General features: G+C 71.8%; 19 protein-coding genes and 1 tRNA gene. 7 read left to right on the top strand and 13 right to left on the bottom strand.

Annotated features, from left to right (window positions below):
• The 3 genes from CK485_RS08260 to CK485_RS08270 form a co-directional block, all read left to right on the top strand.
• A partial coding sequence (locus CK485_RS08260; RefSeq protein ID WP_109448617.1) for a DNA primase family protein occupies positions 1–1,197 on the top strand: 1,197 nt, incomplete at its 5' end.
• A gap of 128 nt (positions 1,198–1,325) precedes the next feature.
• A complete protein-coding gene (locus CK485_RS08265) occupies positions 1,326–1,535 on the top strand; it encodes a helix-turn-helix domain-containing protein (protein WP_109448619.1) in 210 nt (69 codons plus the stop codon).
• Positions 1,532–2,896: a site-specific integrase gene (locus CK485_RS08270; RefSeq protein ID WP_109448621.1), complete on the top strand. Its 1,365-nt coding sequence runs from the start codon at positions 1,532–1,534 to the stop codon at positions 2,894–2,896. Before CK485_RS08265 ends, CK485_RS08270 begins: the two co-directional genes overlap by 4 nt.
• Before the next feature lie 154 nt (positions 2,897–3,050).
• Here CK485_RS08270 and CK485_RS08275 read toward each other — a convergent pair.
• Positions 3,051–3,132 (bottom strand) — tRNA-Tyr (locus CK485_RS08275).
• A gap of 207 nt (positions 3,133–3,339) precedes the next feature.
• On the opposite strand from CK485_RS08275, the gene CK485_RS08280 reads away from it, so the two are divergent.
• Positions 3,340–3,828, top strand: coding sequence for a YajQ family cyclic di-GMP-binding protein (locus CK485_RS08280; protein WP_109448623.1), 489 nt, complete (start codon positions 3,340–3,342; stop codon positions 3,826–3,828).
• 241 nt (positions 3,829–4,069) lie between these two features.
• Here the strand turns inward: CK485_RS08280 and CK485_RS08285 are convergent, their stop codons facing one another.
• The 12 genes from CK485_RS08285 to CK485_RS08340 form a co-directional block, all read right to left on the bottom strand.
• Positions 4,070–4,462, bottom strand: coding sequence for a YccF domain-containing protein (locus CK485_RS08285; RefSeq protein ID WP_109448625.1), 393 nt, complete (start codon positions 4,460–4,462; stop codon positions 4,070–4,072).
• Positions 4,459–5,319 (bottom strand): zinc metalloprotease HtpX, encoded by an 861-nt coding sequence (gene htpX, locus CK485_RS08290; protein ID WP_109448627.1) that lies wholly within the window; start codon positions 5,317–5,319, stop codon positions 4,459–4,461. Before htpX ends, CK485_RS08285 begins: the two co-directional genes overlap by 4 nt.
• 190 nt (positions 5,320–5,509) lie before the next feature.
• Positions 5,510–7,138 (bottom strand): NADH-quinone oxidoreductase subunit N, encoded by a 1,629-nt coding sequence (locus CK485_RS08295; RefSeq protein ID WP_109448629.1) that lies wholly within the window; start codon positions 7,136–7,138, stop codon positions 5,510–5,512.
• Positions 7,138–8,697: an NADH-quinone oxidoreductase subunit M gene (locus CK485_RS08300; protein ID WP_109448631.1), complete on the bottom strand. Its 1,560-nt coding sequence runs from the start codon at positions 8,695–8,697 to the stop codon at positions 7,138–7,140. The genes CK485_RS08295 and CK485_RS08300 overlap by 1 nt, the downstream gene beginning before the upstream one ends.
• 3 nt (positions 8,698–8,700) lie before the next feature.
• Positions 8,701–10,692 carry an NADH-quinone oxidoreductase subunit L gene (locus CK485_RS08305; protein WP_109448633.1) on the bottom strand — a complete coding sequence of 664 codons (1,992 nt, stop codon included), beginning with the start codon at positions 10,690–10,692 and terminating at the stop codon, positions 8,701–8,703.
• Positions 10,689–11,117 (bottom strand): NADH-quinone oxidoreductase subunit NuoK, encoded by a 429-nt coding sequence (gene nuoK, locus CK485_RS08310; RefSeq protein WP_109448635.1) that lies wholly within the window; start codon positions 11,115–11,117, stop codon positions 10,689–10,691. The genes CK485_RS08305 and nuoK overlap by 4 nt, the downstream gene beginning before the upstream one ends.
• Entirely contained in the window at positions 11,117–11,662 is a 546-nt protein-coding gene (locus CK485_RS08315; protein WP_109448637.1) for an NADH-quinone oxidoreductase subunit J, read from the bottom strand. The genes nuoK and CK485_RS08315 overlap by 1 nt, the downstream gene beginning before the upstream one ends.
• Positions 11,659–12,255 (bottom strand): NADH-quinone oxidoreductase subunit I, encoded by a 597-nt coding sequence (locus tag CK485_RS08320; protein ID WP_109448639.1) that lies wholly within the window; start codon positions 12,253–12,255, stop codon positions 11,659–11,661. The genes CK485_RS08315 and CK485_RS08320 overlap by 4 nt, the downstream gene beginning before the upstream one ends.
• A complete protein-coding gene (locus CK485_RS08325; protein WP_109448641.1) occupies positions 12,252–13,214 on the bottom strand; it encodes a complex I subunit 1 family protein in 963 nt (320 codons plus the stop codon). The genes CK485_RS08320 and CK485_RS08325 overlap by 4 nt, the downstream gene beginning before the upstream one ends.
• Complete coding sequence (locus tag CK485_RS08330; protein WP_109448643.1) at positions 13,214–14,176, bottom strand: NADH-quinone oxidoreductase subunit C; 963 nt, start codon at positions 14,174–14,176, stop codon at positions 13,214–13,216. The genes CK485_RS08325 and CK485_RS08330 overlap by 1 nt, the downstream gene beginning before the upstream one ends.
• A complete protein-coding gene (locus CK485_RS08335) occupies positions 14,173–14,850 on the bottom strand; it encodes an NADH-quinone oxidoreductase subunit B (protein ID WP_199239284.1) in 678 nt (225 codons plus the stop codon). Before CK485_RS08335 ends, CK485_RS08330 begins: the two co-directional genes overlap by 4 nt.
• A complete protein-coding gene (locus tag CK485_RS08340) occupies positions 14,841–15,242 on the bottom strand; it encodes an NADH-quinone oxidoreductase subunit A (protein ID WP_109448651.1) in 402 nt (133 codons plus the stop codon). Before CK485_RS08340 ends, CK485_RS08335 begins: the two co-directional genes overlap by 10 nt.
• Positions 15,243–15,492: 250 nt before the next feature.
• On the opposite strand from CK485_RS08340, the gene CK485_RS08345 reads away from it, so the two are divergent.
• The 3 genes from CK485_RS08345 (at position 15,493) to CK485_RS08355 (ending at position 19,356) form a co-directional block, all read left to right on the top strand.
• Positions 15,493–16,797 carry a sensor histidine kinase gene (locus CK485_RS08345; RefSeq protein ID WP_109448645.1) on the top strand — a complete coding sequence of 435 codons (1,305 nt, stop codon included), beginning with the start codon at positions 15,493–15,495 and terminating at the stop codon, positions 16,795–16,797.
• A 256-nt stretch (positions 16,798–17,053) separates the two neighbouring features.
• The gene (locus tag CK485_RS08350; protein WP_109448647.1) at positions 17,054–18,364 is read left to right on the top strand and encodes a sensor histidine kinase; all 1,311 of its coding nucleotides are present in this window, start codon (positions 17,054–17,056) and stop codon (positions 18,362–18,364) included.
• 332 nt (positions 18,365–18,696) lie between these two features.
• The gene (locus CK485_RS08355; protein WP_109448653.1) at positions 18,697–19,356 is read left to right on the top strand and encodes a response regulator transcription factor; all 660 of its coding nucleotides are present in this window, start codon (positions 18,697–18,699) and stop codon (positions 19,354–19,356) included.
• Positions 19,357–19,768: the final 412 nt, after the last annotated feature.

Consider the following 19,768-nt stretch of genomic DNA (forward strand, 5'->3'; position numbering starts at 1 on the left):
AACACCGAGATCCGCGACTGGGCCCCCACCAAACAGAAGATCAGCAACCTGCTCGACGCCCTCGGCGCCATCGTGCTGCTGCCCACCGACGTGGACGCACCCGCCTGGATCACCACCACCGACACCGACCAGCCCGCCACGACGGGGGTGGACTGCGGGCCGATCGTGGCCTGCCAGAACGGGCTGCTGCGCATCCGGGACCGGGCGCTGTTGCCGCACGGGCCGGGGTTCTTCAACCTCGTGTCCGTCCCCTTCGCCTACGACCCCGACGCGACCGCCCCCGCCTGGGACGGGTTCCTGGCGCAGATCTGGCCGGGCGACCTGGACGCCATCCGGGCGCTTCAGGAGTGGTTCGGCTACGTGCTGTCCGGGCGCACCGACCAGCAGAAGATCCTGCTGATCGTCGGCCCGTCCCGCTCCGGCAAGGGCACCATCGCCCGCGTCCTGAAGGAACTGGTGGGCCGCGACAACCTCGCCGGCCCCACCCTCGCCGGACTCGGCACCAACTTCGGCCTGTCCACGCTGATCGGCAAACCTCTCGCCGTCATCTCCGACGCCCGGCTGTCCGGCAACGACAACAGCCAGGTCGTGGAACGGCTGCTGACCATCTCGGGCGAGGACACCATCGACATCGACCGCAAGTACCGCGAACCGTGGACCGGCAAGCTGCCCACCCGGCTGATGCTGCTGTCCAACGAACTGCCCTACTTCGGCGATTCCTCCGGCGTCATCGCCAAGCGGTTCATCGTCTTGAACATGACCGTCTCCTGGCTCGGCAAGGAAGACCCCACCCTCACCGACCGGCTCACCACCGAGATGCCCGGCATCCTCAACTGGGCCCTAGAAGGACTCGCCCGCCTGGAGTGCACCGGCCGCATCAGCCAGCCCGCGTCCAGCCGAGAAGCGGTCACCACCATGCAGGACACTGCCTCACCCACGTCCGCGTTCGTCCGCGAGCGCTGCACTACCGGGCCCGTGCACAGCGTCCCCGTGGATGCCCTGTGGGCCGCCTGGCGCGAATGGGCCGAGGACAACGGTGTCCGCGCCATCGGCACCAAGCAGGTCTTCGGCCGCAACCTGCTGTCCGTCGTCCCCCAGCTCAACCGCACCCGGCCCCGCGACCCCTACGGCCGACAGGTCGCTACCTACAACGGGATCACCCTCAACCCGTGCGAACCACATTCGCCTGAGTCGTGACTCATCGCGACTCAAGACCCCTCGCAACCCGCTCCGAGTCGCGATGAGTCACGACTCAGAGCAATGTCAGCCCAGCTCTCCCCGCCCCGGAGGGCACCGGTCCCCTCTCCCTCTTGAGGAGATCTCGCATGAGCACCCCGACCCACCGGCGCCACGCGCCGAAGGACGAACTGTTGCCACTGAGCGACGTTCTCGAAGAACTCGGTATCAGCCGCCCTACCTGGTACCGCTGGCGCGATCGCGGCTACGGGCCCGAGGCACGCCGCACACCGTCCGGCCGCATCTGCGTGCGCCGGAGCACTCTGGACGCCTTCAAGGATGAACTGGAAGCCGCGTGACCGACTGGAGCTACACCGTCAAGATCTGGGCTATTCGGAAGCGCGACTACCGAAAGCCCTACCAGCTCCGATGGAAGGTGGGTACTCGGGGTCACGCGGAATCATTTCTCACCCTGGGCCTGGCGGAAAGCCGCCGAGCCCAGCTCATTACGGCGGCCCGCAAGGGTGAGCCCTTCGATATCGACAGCGGACTACCAAAGTCCATGGTCGACAAAAAACAGGACATCTCTTGGTACGAGCATGCCCGCAACTACATCGAAATGAAATGGGATGACTCCCCTGGCAACACGCGGCGGACCCTGGCCGAGGCAATGGCCACAGTGACACCCGCTTTCGTGAAAGACACCAAGGGCATGCCGGATGTGAACACCGTCCGCCGAGCCCTCTACAGCTGGGCCTTCAACAAGAACCGATGGGAGAAGGAGACACCCGCAGACGCGGCGAAGGTGCTGGACTGGTTCAAGAAGAAGTCACTGCCCATGTCCGCACTCTCCGACCGCTTGGTCATCCGATCCGCTCTGAGTGCACTGTCCAAGAAATTGGATGGCAAGACCGCTGCACCCGGAACGATCAGCCGCAAGCGAGCAATCCTGTACAACTCTCTCGAATTCGCGGTCGATGCTGAACTACTCAGCGACAACCCGCTGGACCGGATCAAATGGAAAGCGCCCGAACAGGTCGTAGAGGAGGTGGACCCGGCCTGTGTGCCGAATCCCGACCAGGCGGCGAAGCTTCTGGCTGCGGTCCGGGACCAGAGCATGCGGGGGCGTCGGCTCGCAGCATTCTTCGGCTGCATGTACTACGCGGCGGCCCGGCCGGCCGAAGTCATCGGACTGCGCGTCGGGGACTGCGACCTACCGCGCCGGGGCTGGGGGCTGCTGAGGCTCCACGAAACGCGCCCGCGCTCGGGTACTGCCTGGACGGACAGCGGCGAGGCACACGAGCGGAAGGGGCTGAAGCACCGACCGCGTAAGGCGGTCCGTCGCGTGCCGATCCCGCCGGAACTGGTCGCCCTGCTGCGCTGGCACCTCACCGCGTACGGGACAGCGCCCGATGGGCGCGTGTTCCAGACGATGCGCGGCGGGCTGATCCAGGACACGGGGTACGGAGAGGTCTGGGCCGAGGCCCGTTCGCGGGCGCTCAGCCCGGCCGAGCAGGTATCGACCCTGGCCAAACGGCCGTATGACCTGCGTCACGCGGCTGTGTCCACGTGGCTCAGCTCGGGCGTGGAACCTCAGCTCGTGGCGGAGCGCGCCGGCCACAGCGTGGCGGTGCTCTTCCGGGTGTACGCGAAGTTCCTGAAGGATGGGGACGAGGCTGCGAACGCCAAGATCTCCGCTCGGCTGGGCCAGGGCGGGTGATGTGCCCGAAATCCCGTCCACGCCCCGTCCACGCAGTCCGAGACGGAGCGTTCGAACGCGAGACAGAGTGAGACAGTCAGCCGTTCAGTGGAGTGCATGACGAAGGGCCCGTGACCTGCTGTTGCAGCAGGTCACGGGCCCTTTCGTTTCCGTGTGGCGGCGCCAGGGTTCGAACCTGGGTAGGCTGAGCCGGCAGATTTACAGTCTGCTCCCTTTGGCCACTCGGGCACACCGCCGGGAAATCACCCCGGGACCGCTGAGTGCGGCGCTCCGTGGCGACGACGTAAACGATACCTGATGCCAGGGGGTGGTCCGCCACCCGGTTGATCTGCGCCGGGGCGGGCCTCGGTGGCTAGGCTTGCGGCTGCGGGCGCGCGGCCCTGCCGCACCGCCGACGCATTCGCGACGCATCCGACGCACCTGACACAAGGAGCCAACTGAACATGGCCGACTCCAGTTTCGACATCGTCTCGAAGGTCGAGCGGCAAGAGGTCGACAACGCCCTCAACCAGGCGGGGCGGGAGATCGCGCAGCGCTACGACTTCAAGAACGTGGGCGCCTCGATCGAGTGGTCGGGCGAGAAGATCGAGATGCGGGCCAACTCCGAGGAGCGGGTCAAGGCGATCCTCGACGTCTTCGAGACCAAGCTCGTCAAGCGGGGCATCTCGCTGAAGGCCCTGGACGCGGGCGAGCCACAGGCCTCCGGCAAGGAGTACAAGATCTTCGCCTCCATCCAGGAGGGCATCTCCCAGGAGAACGCCAAGAAGGTCGCCAAGATCATCCGGGACGAGGGCCCCAAGGGCGTCAAGGCGCAGGTCCAGGGCGAGGAACTGCGTGTCAGCTCCAAGAGCCGCGACGACCTGCAGGCCGTGCAGGCGCTGCTGAAGGGCAAGGACCTCGACTTCGCCCTCCAGTTCGTCAACTACCGCTGACGCGAGGCGGCCGTCGCCGCCGGTCGGCACGCGCGCCCGGCGGCGTCGGCCCCGCCGGGCGCCGCCGCGCGCGGCCAGGCCGCCTGCCGCGCGGCGCCTCGGTCGGTGGCACACGAAGCCCCGCCCGTGCCGCCGCTGGTCCGGGCAGCCGCTGGTGCCGCGACGGGCCTCTCAGCCACCGCAGGCCGCTCAGCCACCCGCCGGCCGAGCCGTCGCCCGCGTCGCGCCCCCGTCCGCCCGCTCAGCGGGTCGCGAACGGGGCGTCCGCCGGCACGATCTCGCGGCCCAGGGGCATCAAGGACAGCGGGATCAGCTTGAAGTTGGCGATGCCCAGCGGGATGCCGATGATCGTGCAGCACAGCGCGATGCCGGTGACGACGTGGCCGATGGCCAGCCACAGGCCCGCGAGGACCACCCAGATCACGTTGCCGATGAGCGAGCCCACGCCCGCGTCGCGTCGCTCGACCGTGGTGCGGCCGAACGGCCACAGCGCGTAGCCGGCGATGCGGAACGCGGCGATGCCGAACGGGATCGTCACGATCAGCACGAACATCACGATCCCGGCGACCGCGTACCCGATGGCCATCCACAGGCCGCACAGGACCAGCCAGATGACGTTGAGAATCGTCCTCATGGTCGCCAACCTGCCATTTCTTCCAGCCGCGAGATGCGGTCCGCCATCGGCGGGTGGGTGGAGAACAGCTTCGAGGCGTCGGCCGCCCGGAACGGGTTCGCGATCATCAGGTGACTGGTCGTCTCCAGGCGTGGCTCCGGGGGCAGCGGAAGCCGCTGGGTGCCCGCGTCGAGCTTCCGCAGCGCCGAGGCGAGCGCCAACGGGTCGCCGGTCAGCCGGGCGCCGGAGGCGTCGGCCTCGTACTCCCGGGAGCGGCTGACCGCGAGCTGGATCAGCCCGGCGGCCAGCGGCCCGAGCACCATCATCATCAGCAGCCCGATGACGCCGGGCCCCTCGTCGTCCTCGGAGCGGCCGACCGGTATCAGCCAGGCGAAGTTGACGAGGAACATCACCACGGACGCGAGCGCGCCGGCGACCGACGAGATGAGGATGTCGCGGTTGTAGACGTGACTCAGCTCGTGGCCCAGGACGCCGCGCAGCTCGCGTTCGTCCAGCATCCGCAGGATGCCTTCGGTGCAGCAGACGGCGGCGTTGCGCGGGTTGCGGCCGGTGGCGAACGCGTTGGGCGCCTCGGTCGGCGATATGTAGAGCCGGGGCATGGGCTGTCGGGCGGTGGTCGACAGCTCCCGCACGATCCGGTAGAGCGCCGGTGCCTCGAACTCGCTCACCGGCCGCGCCCGCATCGCGCGCAGCGCCATCTTGTCGCTGTTCCAGTACGCGTACGCGTTCGTGCCGAGCGCGATCACCAGGGCGACGAGCAGTCCGGTACGGCCGAAGAAGCTGCCGACGATCAGGATGATCGCGGACAGCGCTCCGAGCAGTACGGCGGTCTTCAGCCCGTTGTGCCGGCGGTGCACGGTCGTCCTCCCAGACGTACGCGGGATCCTCTTCCACCTCCAGTGGACCCTCCTGTACTGGTCAACGCCACGCGGAGGGCTGGGGTTCCCGCCCCGTGGCCGCCCGGTCACGGGGCGGGAGGGGGCCGGGCGCGCCGGACCGGCGGCCGGGATCCGTCTCACGCGCAGGGGGCCCGGCCGGACGGAGGGGTCAGAAGAGGCTGCCGGAGGCGAAGCGCAGGACGAGCTGCGGCGCGCCCGACAGGGCGATGGCGACGAGGGCGGCCAGCGCGATCGCGGCCGCCAGGGAGACGGGCACCCGGCCCGCCGCCTGCGGCACGGCGACGGCCCCGGACGCACCGGACACGTCTGAAGCGCCGGGCCCGCCGGTCCCGCCCGCTGCGCCCTGGACACCTGCGCCACCCTCGACGCCCGCCGCGCCCCCGACGCCCGCCGCACCGGAATCCGCCGTCCGGGTGGCGGGCCGCGCGAACAGCAGCGCGGTCCAGCGCAGGTAGTAGTACAGGGCGATCACGACGTTGACGGCCATGACGACCGCCAGCCAGCCCAGGCCCGCGTCCACCGCCGTGGAGAAGACCGCCACCTTGGCGAACAGCCCGATCACGCCGGGCGGCAGACCCGCCAGGCACAGCAGGAAGAACGCCAGTGCGAGCGCCGCCGCGGGCCGCGTCGCGTACAGCCCCCGGAAGTCCTCGATCCGCCGCGCCCCGGCGACCAGGGCGACCACGGCGAACGCGCCGAGGTTGACCACCGCGTACATCAGCGCGTACGCGACCGTGGTGCCGACCTCGTGCGCGGGGTCGGCCGCGTATCCGGCGGCGGCCAGCGGCACCAGCAGGTAGCCCGCCTGCCCGATCGACGACCAGGCCAGCAGCCGCACCGCGCTGCGCGGGTGGCCGGTGCGCTGGCGCAGGGCGGCGACGTTGCCGACGGTCATGGTGAGCGCCGCGAGCACGGCTACCGCGGGCCCCCACACGTCCGCGTACGGGCGGAACGCGATCACCGACACCAGGATGAGCCCGGAGAACCCGGCGGCCTTGCCGACCACCGACAGGTAGGCGGCGACCGGCAGCGGCGCGCCCGCGTAGGTGTCCGGCACCCAGAAGTGGAAGGGCGCGACGGCCAGCTTGAAGGCGAAGCCGACCAGGGTGAGGACCACACCGGTCCGCGCCAGCACCGTCAGCTGCCCGGTGCCGTGCGCGAGGCCCGCGGCGACGGCGTTCAGGTGCAGCGAGCCGGTAGCCGCGTACACGAAGCTGACGCCGAGCAGCGTGACCGCGGTCGCCGTCACGGAGGACAGGAAGAACTTCAGCGCCGCCTCACCGGACATCCGGTCGCCGCGCCGCAGCCCGACCAGGGCGAACGACGGCAGGGAGGTGACCTCCAGAGCGACGACGAGGGTGGCCAGGTCCCGGGAGGCGGGCAGCAGCGCGGCGCCGGCGGCGGACGACAGCAGCAGGAACCAGAACTCGCCGGGCGGCAGGTCGTCCGCGTTGTGCAGCGACAGCAACGCGGTCAGCAGGGCGCCGCCGAGCACCAGCAGCTGCACGGTGAGCGTGAAGTGGTCGGCCACGTAGCTGCACTGGCCCGCGCGGCCCACGACGCAGAACGTGGACCGGTCGCCGTTGGTCAGCGGCAGCAGCGACAGCAGGGCGAGCACCAGGCCGCCGGCCGACGCCCAGCCGAGCGCGGGCTTGCGCGCGGCGGGCACGAAGAGGTCGGCGACCAGGACGGCCAGCGCGACGATCGCGGTGATCGCGGGCGGTGCGACGGCGAGCCAGTCGACGGACTGCACCACGCCGGAGGCGAGTTCGGTCATCAGCTGCCTCCGAGGAGGGTGCGTACGGCCGGGTTGGTCAGCCCCAGCAGGGCGGCGGGCCACAGCCCGGCCAGGACGGTGAGGGCGACCAGCGGCGTCCAGGCGGCGAACTCGTAACCGCGCACGTCGGCGAGCACCCTGGCCTCGGCGTCCCGTTCGCCCATGCACACGCGTCGCACGACGACGAGCAGATACCCGGCGGTCAGCAGCGTGCCGAAGGCGGCGAGCGTCATATACGTCAGATACGCGCCGCGATCGAGCCCGGCGGCGGGCCGGAAGGCGCCGAACATCGACAGCATCTCGCCCCAGAACCCGGCCAGCCCCGGCAGTCCCAGCGAGGCGACCGCGCCGAACGCCAGCAGTCCGCCCAGGCGCGGTGCGGCTCCGTACAGCGCGGCGCCGGTGGTCCCGGAGAGCCGGTCAAGGTCGGTCGTGCCGTAGCGCTCCTTGACCGCGCCGACCAGGAAGAACAGCAGGCCGGTGATGAGGCCGTGGGCGACGTTGGCGAACAGGGCGCCGTTGACGCCGGTCGGGGTGAGGGTGGCGATCCCGAGCAGCACGAAGCCCATGTGGCCGACCGAGGAGTACGCGATGAGCCGCTTGAGGTCGCCCCCGGCGCCCTGGCGGGCGAGTGCGAGGCAGGCGAGCGATCCGTAGAGGATGCCGACGACCGCGAAAGCCGCCAGATACGGCGCGAAGGTGTGCGCGCCGTAGGGGGTGATCGGCAGCACGATGCGGACGAAGCCGTAGGTGCCCATTTTCAGCAGGACACCGGCGAGCAGGACCGATCCGGTGGTGGGCGCCGCGGTGTGGGCGTCCGGCAGCCAGCTGTGCAGCGGCCACATCGGGGCCTTGACCGCCAGGCCCAGGCCGATGGCGAGGGCGGCGACGATCTGCGTGCTGTGGCTGAGGCCCGAGCCCTTGTCGGTGGCGAGTGCCACCATGTCGAAGGTGCCCGCCTTGAACCCGATCAGCAGGAGGCCGAGCAGCATGACGACGGAGCCGAGCAGCGTGTAGAGGATGAAGCGGAAGGCGGCGCGTTCCCTCCCCTCGCCGCCCCAGCGTCCGATGAGGAAGTACATCGGGATGAGCACCATCTCGAACGCCAGGAAGAACAGGATCAGGTCCAGCACGGCGAACGAGGCGAGCGTGCCGCCTTCGAGCAGCAGGATCAGCGCGACGAACGCCTTGGGCGTCGGCCCTTCCGGCATCTTGGAGTACGCGTGCAGTGCGCACAGGAAGGTGAGCAGCGCGGTCAGCACGATCAGCGGCAGCGACACGCCGTCCACGCCGAGGTGGAGGCGGATGTGCAGGGCCGGGATCCAGCTGACGTCGGTGGTGCCCTGCATGCGGGACGGCTGGGAGCGGTCGAACCCGACGGCCAGCGCGATCGACAGCGCGAGGACGGCGCCGGTCACCGAGACTCCGTGGCGCAGCACGGCCTGGCCCGGGTCGCGCCCCTTGAGTCCGGGGGGCGCGGGCAGCAGCGCGCCGAGGGCGCCGAGCAGCGGCAGGACGACGACGGCCAGGAGCAGGACCTGAAGGACGGTGTGGTTCACGGCTCACGCTCCGCTGGCGACGAGGACGGCGAGGACGGCCAGGACCACCGAGCCGCCGAGCAGCACGCTGAGGTAGGTCTGCACGTTGCCGGTCTGGGCGCGGCGCACCAGCAGGCCCAGCAGCCGGGGGATGCCGCCCGCGGTGCGCACGTAGGTCTCGACGACCTCGCGGTCCAGGAACCGCACCAGGCTCGCGGCAGCCAGCACCGGGCGGACGAACGCCCTGCTGTAGAGCACGTCGAGGCCGAAGCCGTGCACGGCGTGGCGGTGCAGCGGCCCGAGCAGCAGGCGGCCGGGGTCGGCGGGGTCGGGCGCGCCGGCGATGTCGCCGTAGACCTGGGGGTGCGCGGCGATCGCGGCGGCCTCGGTGGCGGCGGGCTCGACGCTGTCGGGGGCGACGACCGCGCCGATCGGCACCCGGTTGGCGCGCGTCTCGGTGTGGCGCCAGGCGGCGTACGTGATCAGTACGCCGACCAGGGCGAGGCCGACGCCGAGCACGGAGGTGGCGAGGGTCGGCGCCAGTGAGGTGCCGTCGAACCACTGCGGCAGCTTGCCCGCGGTCACGCCGAGCGCGAGCGCCGGGATCGCCAGCACCCACAGGACGGCGTTCATCACCACCGGCGTGCGGTGCGCGGCGGGTGCCTCACCACCGCTGCCCCGGAAACAGAGCAGGAACAGCCGCGTCGCGTAGGCGGCGGTCAGCAGCGCGGTGAGCAGTCCGGCGACCAGCACCGTCCAGCCCACCGCCGACGGCACGTGCGCCTGGTGGCCCTCGGCCGCGTACTCGGCGGCACGCAGCACCGACTCCTTGGAGAAGAAGCCGGAGAACGGCGGCAGCGCTGCGAGGGCGGCCAGCGCGATGGCCATCGTCCACATGGCGTCCGGCACCCGGGAGCGCAGGTCCCGCATGCGGGACATGGTGGCCAGCGAGTTGGTGCCCGCCGCGTGGATGACCACGCCCGCGGCGAGGAACAGCAGCGCCTTGAACGCGCCGTGGGTGAGCAGGTGGAAGACGGCAGCGGAGCGGTTGCCGACGGCGAGGGCGCCCGCCATGTAGCCGAGCTGGCCGATCGTGGAGTACGCGAGCACCCGCTTGATGTCGTCCTGCGCGAGGGCCGCCAGGGCCGATCCGATCATCGTCACGGCGGCCATCGCGGCGAGCACGGCCAGCGCGGCGGCCGACAGTTCCAAGACCGGCAGCAGCCGGGCGACGAAGTAGATGCCGGCCGCGACCATGGTGGCCGCGTGGATCAGCGCGGAGACCGGGGTGGGGCCCGCCATCGCGTCGGGCAGCCAGGTGTGCAGCGGGAACTGCGCCGACTTGCCCGCGACGCCGCCGAGCAGCAGCAGCGCGATGAGGGTGGGGTGGTGCAGCTGGCCCGAGGCGGCGGCGGTCAGTACGCCGTTGATGCGGAACGTCCCGGCGTCGGCGCCCAGCGCGAAGATGCCGATGAGGAACGGCACGTCGCCGAGCTTGGTCACCAGGAACGCCTTCAGCGAGGCGGCCCGCGCCTCCGGCGTCTCCCAGTAGTGGCCGACCAGGAAGTACGAGCAGATGCCCATGACCTCCCACCCGACCAGCAGCACCATCAGGTCGCCGGAGTAGACGACCAGCAGCATGGCGGCGGTGAACAGCGAGACCAGGGCGGCGTAGGAGGGATAGCGCGGGTCGTCGCGCAGGTAGCCGGTGGAGTAGATCTGCACGCAGGAGGCGACCAGCGCGACCAGGACGGCGATCAGCACCGAGAAGCCGTCGAGGTGGACGGCGAGGTCGACGGGGACCGAGCCGGTCGGGGTCAGCCGGGTGCCGGCGTCGGTGGCCGGGCCGGTGCCCTGCCGGACGGCGACGGTCACCGCGAGGGCGAACGCGACGAGCGTCGGCAGCACGGCGAGCGGCCGGACGAAGCCGGGCGCGATCCGGCCCAGCAGGAGGCCCGCGACAGCGCCGAGGAAGGGCAGCAGGGGGACGAGGACGGCGAGGGTCGTCAGGGTCACGCGGTCTGCCCCCTGGCGGGAAGTGCCTGGTCGGCGGCGGTTTCGTCGGGATTGTCAGTGGCCGGTGCGATGCTGGCGGAGCCAGGGCCGCCGAAGTGGACGGGCCCGGGTTCGGTGCCGGTGTCGGCGAGGTCGGTGAGCTGGTCCACGTCCGAGGTCCCGCGGTTGCGGTGGACGAGCAGCACGATCGCCAGCCCGATGCCGATCTCGGCGGCGGCGATGGTGATGGTGAAGAGCGTGAGCGCCTGGCCCGCGTGCAGGGTGTCGCGGAGCCAGACGTCGAACGCGACGAGGTTGAGGTTGACGGCGTTGAGCATCAGCTCGACGGACATCAGCACCAGGATCGCGTTGCGCCTGGCGAGGACGCCGTACAGGCCGACGCAGAACAGGAGGACCGCGAGGACGGCTGGATAGGCGAGGTGCATCAGCGCTCCCGGCCGGTGCGCTTGGACAGGACGATCGCGCCGACCAGCGCGGCGAGCAGGAGCACCGACAGCGCTTCGAACGGCAGCACCCAGTGCCGGAAGAGGATCGCGCCGGTGACCTCGGTGGAGCCCTGGGCCGGACCGCCCAGGTCGATCCAGGTGGTGCGGAACGCGTCCACGACCACCCAGACCAGGGTTCCGGCCGCGGCGACGGCCACCGCGAGGGCCACCCAGCGGTTGCCCGAGTCGGCGTCCGGGGAGCGGCCGATGGGCGCCTTGGTGAGCATCAGCCCGAACAACAGGAGGACGACCACGGAACCGACGTAGATCAGCACCTGCACCCACGCGATGAACTCCGCGGTGAGCAGGAGGTACTCCACGGCGAGTCCGCCGAGCGCGACGACCAGCCACAGGGCGGCGTGCACCAGTTGGCGGGTCGTCACGGTGAGCAGGGCTGCGCCGAGGGTGGCGAGCCCGACCAGGACGAAGGCGACCTCGACCCCGGTCGGGGACAGGAAGCCGGGATGCGCGGCGGCGAGGTTCACGCGTCGCCCTCCTGCGGGGGTTCGGCCTGCGGGCGCTCGGCCTGCGGGGCCTGCTCGGCCTGCGCTGCCTGTTCCGCGGCCAGCTTGTCGGCGGTCTTGCGGGCCGCGGCGACCTCCTTGGGCTCCTCCGCCGCCGGGTCCAGCGCGGGCGGCGCGGGGACGGTCCACATCCACTCGCGCAGCTTGTCGCGCTCGTGGGTCAGTTCGTGGATGTCGGTCTCCGCGTACTCGAACTCCGGCGACCAGAACAGCGCGTCGAAGGGGCACACCTCGATGCAGATGCCGCAGTACATGCACAGCGCGAAGTCGATGGCGAAGCGGTCGAGGACGTTGCGGCTGCGCTCGCGTCCGCCGGGCGCGGCGGGCGGCACCGTCTCCTTGTGGGAGTCGATGTAGATGCACCAGTCGGGGCACTCGCGGGCGCAGAGCATGCAGACCGTGCAGTTCTCCTCGAACAGGCCGATCACGCCACGGGTGCGCGGTGGCAGTTCGGGCTGCGCGTCCGGGTACTGCGCGGTGACCGAGCGCCGGGTCATCGTGCGCAGGGTGACGGCGAGACCCTTGGCCAGACCACGGCCGGGGACCGGGCTCATGAGATCACCACCTTGACGACGCCGGTGAGCGCGATCTGCGCGAGGGAGAGCGGGATCAGGACCGTCCAGGCGAGTTTCTGCAACTGGTCCTCGCGCAACCGCGGATAACTGACCCGCAGCCAGATCACGACGAACGCCAGCAGGCCGGTCTTCACCAGCGTCCACAGCCAGCCGAGGCTGCCGGACATCGGTCCGTGCCAGCCGCCCAGGAAGAGCACGGCCGTCAGCGCGCACAGCACGACGATGCCCGCGTACTCGGCGAGCAGGAACAGAGCGAAGCGCAGCCCGGTGTACTCGGTGTAGGCGCCGAAGATGATCTCTGAGTCGGCCACCGGCATGTCGAACGGCGGCCGTTGCAGCTCGGCGAGGCCCGCGGTGAAGAAGACCAGCCCGCCGACGATCTGCCAGGGGATCCACCACCAGTGGAAGGCGGCCAGGATGCCGGGCAGCGAGACGGTGCCCGCGGCCATCGCGACCGAGGCTGCGGTGAGCAGCATCGGCAGTTCGTACGCCATCAGCTGCGCGGCCGTGCGCACACCGCCGAGCAGCGAGAACTTGTTCGCCGACGCCCAGCCCGCCATCAGCGAGCCGAGTACGCCGACGCCCATCACGGCGAGCACGAAGAACAGCCCGGCGTCGACCGCCTCGCCGACGAAGCCGTGCGGACCCACCGGAATCGCGATCAGCACGAGCAGGTACGGGAGCAGGGCGACGGCGGGGGCGAGCTGGAAGACGCGGCGGTCGGCGTCGGCCGGGACGACGTCCTCCTTCTGCGCGAACTTCACGCCGTCCGCGACGAGCTGCGCCCAGCCGTGGAAGCCGCCCGCGTACATCGGACCGAGGCGGCCCTGCATGTGGGCCATCACCTTGTGCTCGGTCTGGCCGACGACCAGCGGCAGGACGAGGAAGACGACGAGGACGGCGACCAGCCGCAGGACGACGTCGAGCGTGCTGTCCATCAGGCTTCGCCTCCCTCTGCGGTCTCGGGCGCGGTGTCCCCGGCGCCGGGTGCCTTCGGCTGCTCGGGCGACGGTTCCCCGGTCCTGGGCGCCGGCTGCTCACCCGACGGCGGCTCCGGCTTCGCTTCCTGTTCCGGGGCGGCGGGCTCCGGGCCGGCGGGGGCGTCGCCTTCGCGGGGCTTGGCCCAGGGGGCGTCGGAGGGGCGCTTGCGCGAGGCCGGGCGCGCGGTCGGCGCGGACTCCGCCTCGGGCGTGGCCTCGCCGCCTGCTGCCGCCTGCTGGCTCGCGGAGCCCTGGCTGACGCTGCGGGTGCGGCGGGCCGGACGCTCGCCGGGTGCCGCCGCGCGGGCGCCGCGGGCCGGGCGGGCGGGCGCGGGCGGGAGCTGTCCCTTGAGCGGTCCCCACTCGTTGGGGTCGGGGACGCCCGGCGGCAGCATCTGGCGGCGCTTGGGGCCACCGTGGTCGGACTCCCCCGGCTCCTTGGCGCCGGGCCACGCCTTGGCGACCCGGGCGGCCAGCACGAAGTCCTTGCGCAGCGGATGGCCCTCGAAGTCCTCCGGGAGCAGCAGTGGGACGAGGTGCGGGTGGCCGGTGAAGGCGACGCCGAACATCTCGTACGTCTCGCGCTCGTGCCAGCCCGCGCCCGCGTAGACGCCGGTTGCCGTCGGCAGTTCCGGTGCGTCGTGCGGGACGGTGGTGCGCAGCACCAGGCGCCGCAGCGGTGTGCCCGCCGACGGCAGGGCGGCCAGGTGGGCGCAGACGCGGAAGCCCGTGCCGGGTTCGTCGACCGCGCTCAGCCAGTCGAAGTAGGTGCAGCCCAACGCGTCGCGCGCGGCCTGGAGGGCCGTGATCCAGGACGCGGCGGGCACGTCCACGGTGAGCAGGCCGTACGCCTCCTCGGCCGTGGCGCCTTCGCCGAAGACCTCGGGGGCGGCGTCCGCAAGCCGGTCGAAGCCGTTCACCGCTGCTCCTCCCCCGGCGTGGGCGGCGCGGCGACCAGGCCGCTGCCGAGCGCGGCGGCGGACGGGCGGGTCCCGGCGTCCGCGGCGCGAGGGGCACCGTACCGCTCGCCCAGCGACTCCCGGGCGATCTTCTCCTGGAGCTTGAGGATGCCCTGGAGCAGCGCCTCGGGCCTGGGCGGGCAGCCGGGCACGTAGACGTCGACCGGGATGATCTGGTCGACACCCTTGGTGACCGCGTAGGAGTCCCAGTAGGGACCGCCGCAGTTGCTGCACGCGCCGAACGAGATCACGTACTTCGGCTCGGGCATCTGCTCGTACAGCCGCTTGACGGCCGGGGCCATCTTGTCGGTGACGGTGCCCGAGACGATCATCAGGTCGGCCTGCCGGGGGCCGGGCGCGAAGGGGATCACGCCGAGCCGGATGAAGTCGTGCCGGGCCATCGACGCGGCGATGAACTCGATCGCACAGCAGGCGAGGCCGAAGTTGAAGACCCACAGGCTGTAGCGGCGGCCCCAGTTGAGGACCACCTTCATCGGCTCCGGGGCGAGCCGGGCCAGCGTGCCCAGGCGTTTGGGCTCGGGCAGGTACACCGGGGTCGCCCCGGCGCCCGGGGCCCTCTCCGGAGCGCCCGGGGCGGGTGCGGAGGTGGACGCGCGGTCCTGGTTCACGTCCATTCCAGGACGCCCTTCTTCCATGCGTACAGCAGGCCGACGGCGAGGAAGCCGATGAAGACGAACATCTCGACGAGGGTCGTGCCGCCGAATCCCGGCGCGGCGAAGACCGTGGCCCAGGGGAACAGGTAGATCGCGTCCACCGCGAAGATCACGTAGAGGAACGCGTAGACGTAGTAGCGGATCTGGGTCTGCGCCCAGCCTTCACCCACCGGGTCGACGCCGCATTCGTACGTGAGCATCTTCTCGCGGGTGGGGGCCACCGGCCGCAGCAGGTGACCGGCCGCGAAGGCGACGGCGACGAAGAGCACGCCGACCACCGCCACCAGACCCACCACCGAGTAGGTGTGGAAGTAGCTCTCGGCGAAGTAGCTCTCGGCGCGCGCGGCCGCCACGGTCGACTCCGGCACGTCCACCCCTCATCCGTCACGGTCGGGACCCCACCGGTCACGGTCGGGTCCGCCCAGTCTCCGTCCAGCCACCTGGGCGAATCTTTAGACGATCTGTACGCACGGGAGTCTAGAGCCTGCCTTACGGGAGCGAGGACGAGGGGAAGCGCGGGCGGCCGCCGGTAGGGAAAACCCCACCCGTCTCACCCCACGCTCCCCATGGCGCCGGGGCCCCGCGTCCGGGCAGGCTGGGCCCATGAACACCCCGTCCACCCCCGCCGGCTCCGCCGACCGCTCCGGCGCGTCCGGCGCGACCGGCGCCTTCGATGCCGCAGGCCCGTCCGGCACCGGCTCGTCCGTCCTTGGTCCGTCCGGCCGCTCCGGTGACGAGGACGCGGCGTTGCCGCCCGCACGGACGTTCAGCGCCGCGACGTGGAAGGAAGTCGCGCACCTACTGCTGAATTTCCCCGTGGACCTTTTCGGCTTCATCTACGTGGTGGTGCTGCTGTCGCTGGGCGCCGGGCTGTCGGTGACGGTCGTCGGGCTGCCGCTGCTGGCGGGCGGGCTCGCCGGGTGCCGGGGGCTGGGACGGCTGGAACGGGGCCGGGTGCGCGGGCTGCTGGGCCTGCGCGTCGACGAGCCGAGGCCGCTGCGGGCCGGGCGGCTGGGGTTCTTCGGCTGGCTGTGGTCGTCGATCAAGGACCCGGTGGCCTGGCGGCACGCGCTGTACTTCGTGATCCGGCTGCCGTGGGGCGTCCTCACGTTCGTCCTGACCCTCACCCTGGTCATCGTCGGCTGGCCGGTGCTGCCATGGGTCGCGCGGGGGCTGGCCAACGCCGACCGGGCGATGGCCCGCGCCCTGCTGTCGCCCTCCGACGAGCTGGAACGGCGGATCGCGGAACTGGAGTCGGACCGCGGCACGGTGGTCGACACCGCCGCCGCCGACCTGCGCCGCATCGAGCGCGACCTGCACGACGGCGCCCAGGCCCGCCTCGTCGCCCTCGCCATGGACCTCGGCCTCGCCAAGGAGAAGCTGGCCGAGGGCCGCGCCGACGAGGAGGTGGCGCGGATGGTGGACGAGGCGCACGGCGAGGTCAAGCTCGCCCTCCAGGAGCTGCGGGACCTCGCGCGCGGCATCCACCCCGCGGTGCTCACCGACCGCGGCCTGGACGCGGCGCTGTCGTCGGTGGCCGCGCGCTGCACGGTCCCGGTGCGGGTCGTCACCGACCTGCCGGCCCGCCCGGCCCCCGCGATCGAGGGGATCGCCTACTTCACCGCGTCCGAACTGCTGACCAACGTCAGCAAGCACAGCGGCGCCCGTACGGCGTCGGTGGACGTGTGGCGGGCCGACGCACGGCTGATGATCCAGGTGCGCGACGACGGCCGGGGCGGCGCCTCGGCGGACGCCGGCTCGGGCCTGGCGGGCCTGGCCGAACGGCTCGACGCGGTCGACGGCGTCCTCGTCGTCGACTCCCCCACGGGCGGCCCCACGGTCGTCACCGCGGAGCTGCCGTGGCGCGACCGCGAGGCCGGCCGGCAGCAGGTAGGCGTGGGTCGGTAGGCGGTGCCGATGGACGTAAGCGAGCGGATACGGGCGGCCAGGCGCGGGCACGTAGGCGTGCGCCCGACCGCCCGCACGTAGACGCACGCCGCACGGGGGAACTGGGCAGCGACCGGGCCGCCCGGGTGGGGATATCCCCCGCTCGAAGACGCCGACGCACACCATGGGATCGCGCTCCCGCCTCCGCGACGCTGGAAGCACGACGACGGTGACGGCACCGCGGCGCGGACAGGACAGACGTAAGGACGGACGGACCATGGCGATCGCATATCCGGACCATGAGCGCGGGCGGCGGGTGCCCGCGGTGCTGCGGGCCCCGCTGGAGGCCCGTACCTGGCGCGAGTTCCTCTACCTGCTGCTCAGCCTGCCGATCTCGGTCGCCGGTTTCGCGTTCGTCGTGGCCATGCTCTCCGCCGGTGCCGGGCTGCTGGTGACCTTCCTCGGCGTGCCGGTGCTGGCCGCCGCGCTGGCGGGATGCCGTGCGCTGGGCGCGATGGAACGGAACCGGGCCCGCGCGCTGCTGCGGCTGGAGGTGGACGACCCGGAGCCGGCCGGACGGCCCGGCGCGGGCTTCATGGCCCGGGTGGGCGCCATGCTCAGGTCCGGCGTCTCGTGGCGGCACGCCCTCTACGCGCTGGTGCACATGCCGTGGGCGATCTTCGCTTTCGTCGTCTCGATCACCTTCTGGGCGTACGGCTGGGCGATGCTGACCTACCCGCTGTGGCAGTGGGTCTTCCCCCGGTACGTGCACCAGCCCGGGCTGCAGCTGTTCTCCGACGGGAACACCACGTGGTACCTCAGCTCGCCGCTGGAGATCACGGCGACCGCGGGCACCGGGCTGCTGCTGACGCTGCTGGCGCCCTGGCTGGTGCGCGGTCTGGCGTACGTGGACCGGCTCCTGGTCTTCGGACTGCTCGGGCCGTCCCGGCTGGCCAGCCGGGTGCACGAACTGGAGTCGGACCGCGGCACGGTGGTCGACACCGCCGCCGCCGACCTGCGCCGCATCGAGCGCGACCTGCACGACGGCGCCCAGGCCCGCCTCGTCGCCCTCGCCATGGACCTCGGCCTCGCCAAGGAGAAGCTGGCCGAGGACCCCGAGGAGGCCGCCCGGATGGTGGGCGAGGCGCACGGCGAGGTGAAGACGGCCCTCCAGGAGTTGCGCGACCTGGCCCGCGGCATCCACCCCGCGATCCTCACCGACCGCGGCCTGGGCCCGGCGCTGTCGGCGGTGGCGACCCGATGCACGGTCCCGGTCTCGGTCACCGTGGACCTCCCGTCGCGGCCGGTGCCCGCGATCGAGGGCATCGCCTACTTCACCGTCTCCGAGCTGCTGGCCAACGTCAGCAAGCACAGCGGTGCCGGACGCGCCACGGTGGACGTCTGGCGGGCCGAGGACCGCATGCTGCTCCAGGTCGGCGACAACGGGCGCGGCGGCGCCTCGGCCGACGCGGGCTCGGGCCTGGCGGGCCTGGCCGAACGGCTCGACGCGGTCGACGGCATCCTCGTCATCGACTCCCCCGCGGGCGGCCCGACCCGCATCACGGCGGAACTGCCCTGGCGGTCGTAGGCACGGCCCCTCCCCGGCGGGCGCGGCGGGTTCCGTGCCTGAGCCGTCCGGCGGCCGCGGCAGGGGCCCTGCCCGAGCCGTCCGGTACGCGGCGGAGTCCGTGCCTGAACCCTCCGGCGGGCGCGGCGGGCCCGAAAGCCGGGTGCTCCGCGTCCCCCATCCCCCTTGTCCCCCTCGGTTGTCCACAGGCCCCGGCGAAGGTTTTCCACAGGCCCGGCGCGGTCCCGCGTTTGCTGCGATGCTGGGATCACTCGCGACGGACCGGCGCGGGAGGAACGCCGAGGTGGGGACGCCGAGGCAGGACATGGGGGACACGGATCGTGGACGACAGGGTGCGGGTGGTCATCGCCGAGGACTCGGTGCTGCTCCGGGAGGGCCTGACCCGGCTGCTGACCGACCGGGGACACGACGTGGTGGCGGGCGTCGGGGACGCGGAGGCCCTGATCAAGGTCATCGGCGAGCTGGCGGACGGGGACGCTCCGCCGGACGTGGTGGTGGCGGACGTGCGGATGCCTCCGACGCACACCGACGAGGGCGTGCGGGCGGCGGTCCGGCTGCGCAAGGAGTACCCCGGCCTGGGCGTCCTGGTGCTCTCGCAGTACGTGGAGGAGCAGTACGCGACGGAGCTGCTGGCCGGTTCCACCCGGGGCGTGGGCTACCTGCTGAAGGACCGGGTGGCCGAGGTCAGGGAGTTCGTGGACGCGGTGGTCCGGGTCGCCCAGGGCGGCACGGCGCTGGACCCCGAGGTGGTCGCCCAGTTGCTGGGCCGCAGCCGCAAGCAGGACGTGCTGGCCGCGCTGACGCCCCGGGAGCGCGAGGTGCTGGGGCTGATGGCGGAGGGCCGGACGAACTCGGCGGTCGCCAGGCAGCTCGTCATATCCGACGGCGCGGTCGAGAAGCACGTCAGCAACATCTTCCTGAAGCTGGGGCTGACGCCGAGCGAGGGCGACCACCGCAGGGTGCTTGCGGTGCTGACCTACCTCAACTCCTGACCGCCTCCGACCGCGGCGGCCAAGGTGGCGCGGGTGCCGCTTGACAACGCGTCACCACCGCTGCCCGACCGGTCCACGCGGGCGCGACGAGGACTAGAGGAGCGGGCGGCAGCGTTGTCCCCAGCACGGCATCCACGATGCGATATGCCCAGGAAGGGCGGCCTTTCGCACGTACCATGGCCCGGGGTACCAGCGGGCGATTGCCCGCGAGCCGCCGCCTCGAAGGAGGTTCACAGCAGTGACCAGCCAGGTCAGTAGCAGCAGCCCTGCCGACCACGCACTCCTCGGTGAACAGCGCAAACCCGACAAGGAGATCCGGCGGTTGGATCGGGTGATCATCCGGTTCGCTGGTGATTCCGGTGATGGGATGCAGCTGACGGGTGACCGGTTCACTTCGGAGACGGCGTCGTTC

It is taken from the genome of Streptomyces sp. ICBB 8177, assembly GCF_003144095.1.
Taxonomy (GTDB): Bacteria; Actinomycetota; Actinomycetes; order Streptomycetales; family Streptomycetaceae; genus Streptantibioticus_D.

What these genes read in the sequence shown, in the direction of transcription:
- CK485_RS08265 (WP_109448619.1), top strand. Translation starts at nt 1,326, where the DNA reads ATGAGCACCCCGACCCACCGGCGCCACGCGCCGAAGGACGAACTGTTG.
- CK485_RS08280 (WP_109448623.1), top strand. Translation starts at nt 3,340, where the DNA reads ATGGCCGACTCCAGTTTCGACATCGTCTCGAAGGTCGAGCGGCAAGAG.
- CK485_RS08285 (WP_109448625.1), bottom strand. Translation starts at nt 4,462, where the DNA reads ATGAGGACGATTCTCAACGTCATCTGGCTGGTCCTGTGCGGCCTGTGG.
- CK485_RS08295 (WP_109448629.1), bottom strand. Translation starts at nt 7,138, where the DNA reads ATGACCGAACTCGCCTCCGGCGTGGTGCAGTCCGTCGACTGGCTCGCC.
- nuoK (WP_109448635.1), bottom strand. Translation starts at nt 11,117, where the DNA reads ATGCACCTCGCCTATCCAGCCGTCCTCGCGGTCCTCCTGTTCTGCGTC.
- CK485_RS08320 (WP_109448639.1), bottom strand. Translation starts at nt 12,255, where the DNA reads ATGAGCCCGGTCCCCGGCCGTGGTCTGGCCAAGGGTCTCGCCGTCACC.
- CK485_RS08325 (WP_109448641.1), bottom strand. Translation starts at nt 13,214, where the DNA reads ATGGACAGCACGCTCGACGTCGTCCTGCGGCTGGTCGCCGTCCTCGTC.
- CK485_RS08335 (WP_199239284.1), bottom strand. Translation starts at nt 14,850, where the DNA reads ATGGACGTGAACCAGGACCGCGCGTCCACCTCCGCACCCGCCCCGGGC.
- CK485_RS08345 (WP_109448645.1), top strand. Translation starts at nt 15,493, where the DNA reads ATGAACACCCCGTCCACCCCCGCCGGCTCCGCCGACCGCTCCGGCGCG.
- CK485_RS08350 (WP_109448647.1), top strand. Translation starts at nt 17,054, where the DNA reads ATGGCGATCGCATATCCGGACCATGAGCGCGGGCGGCGGGTGCCCGCG.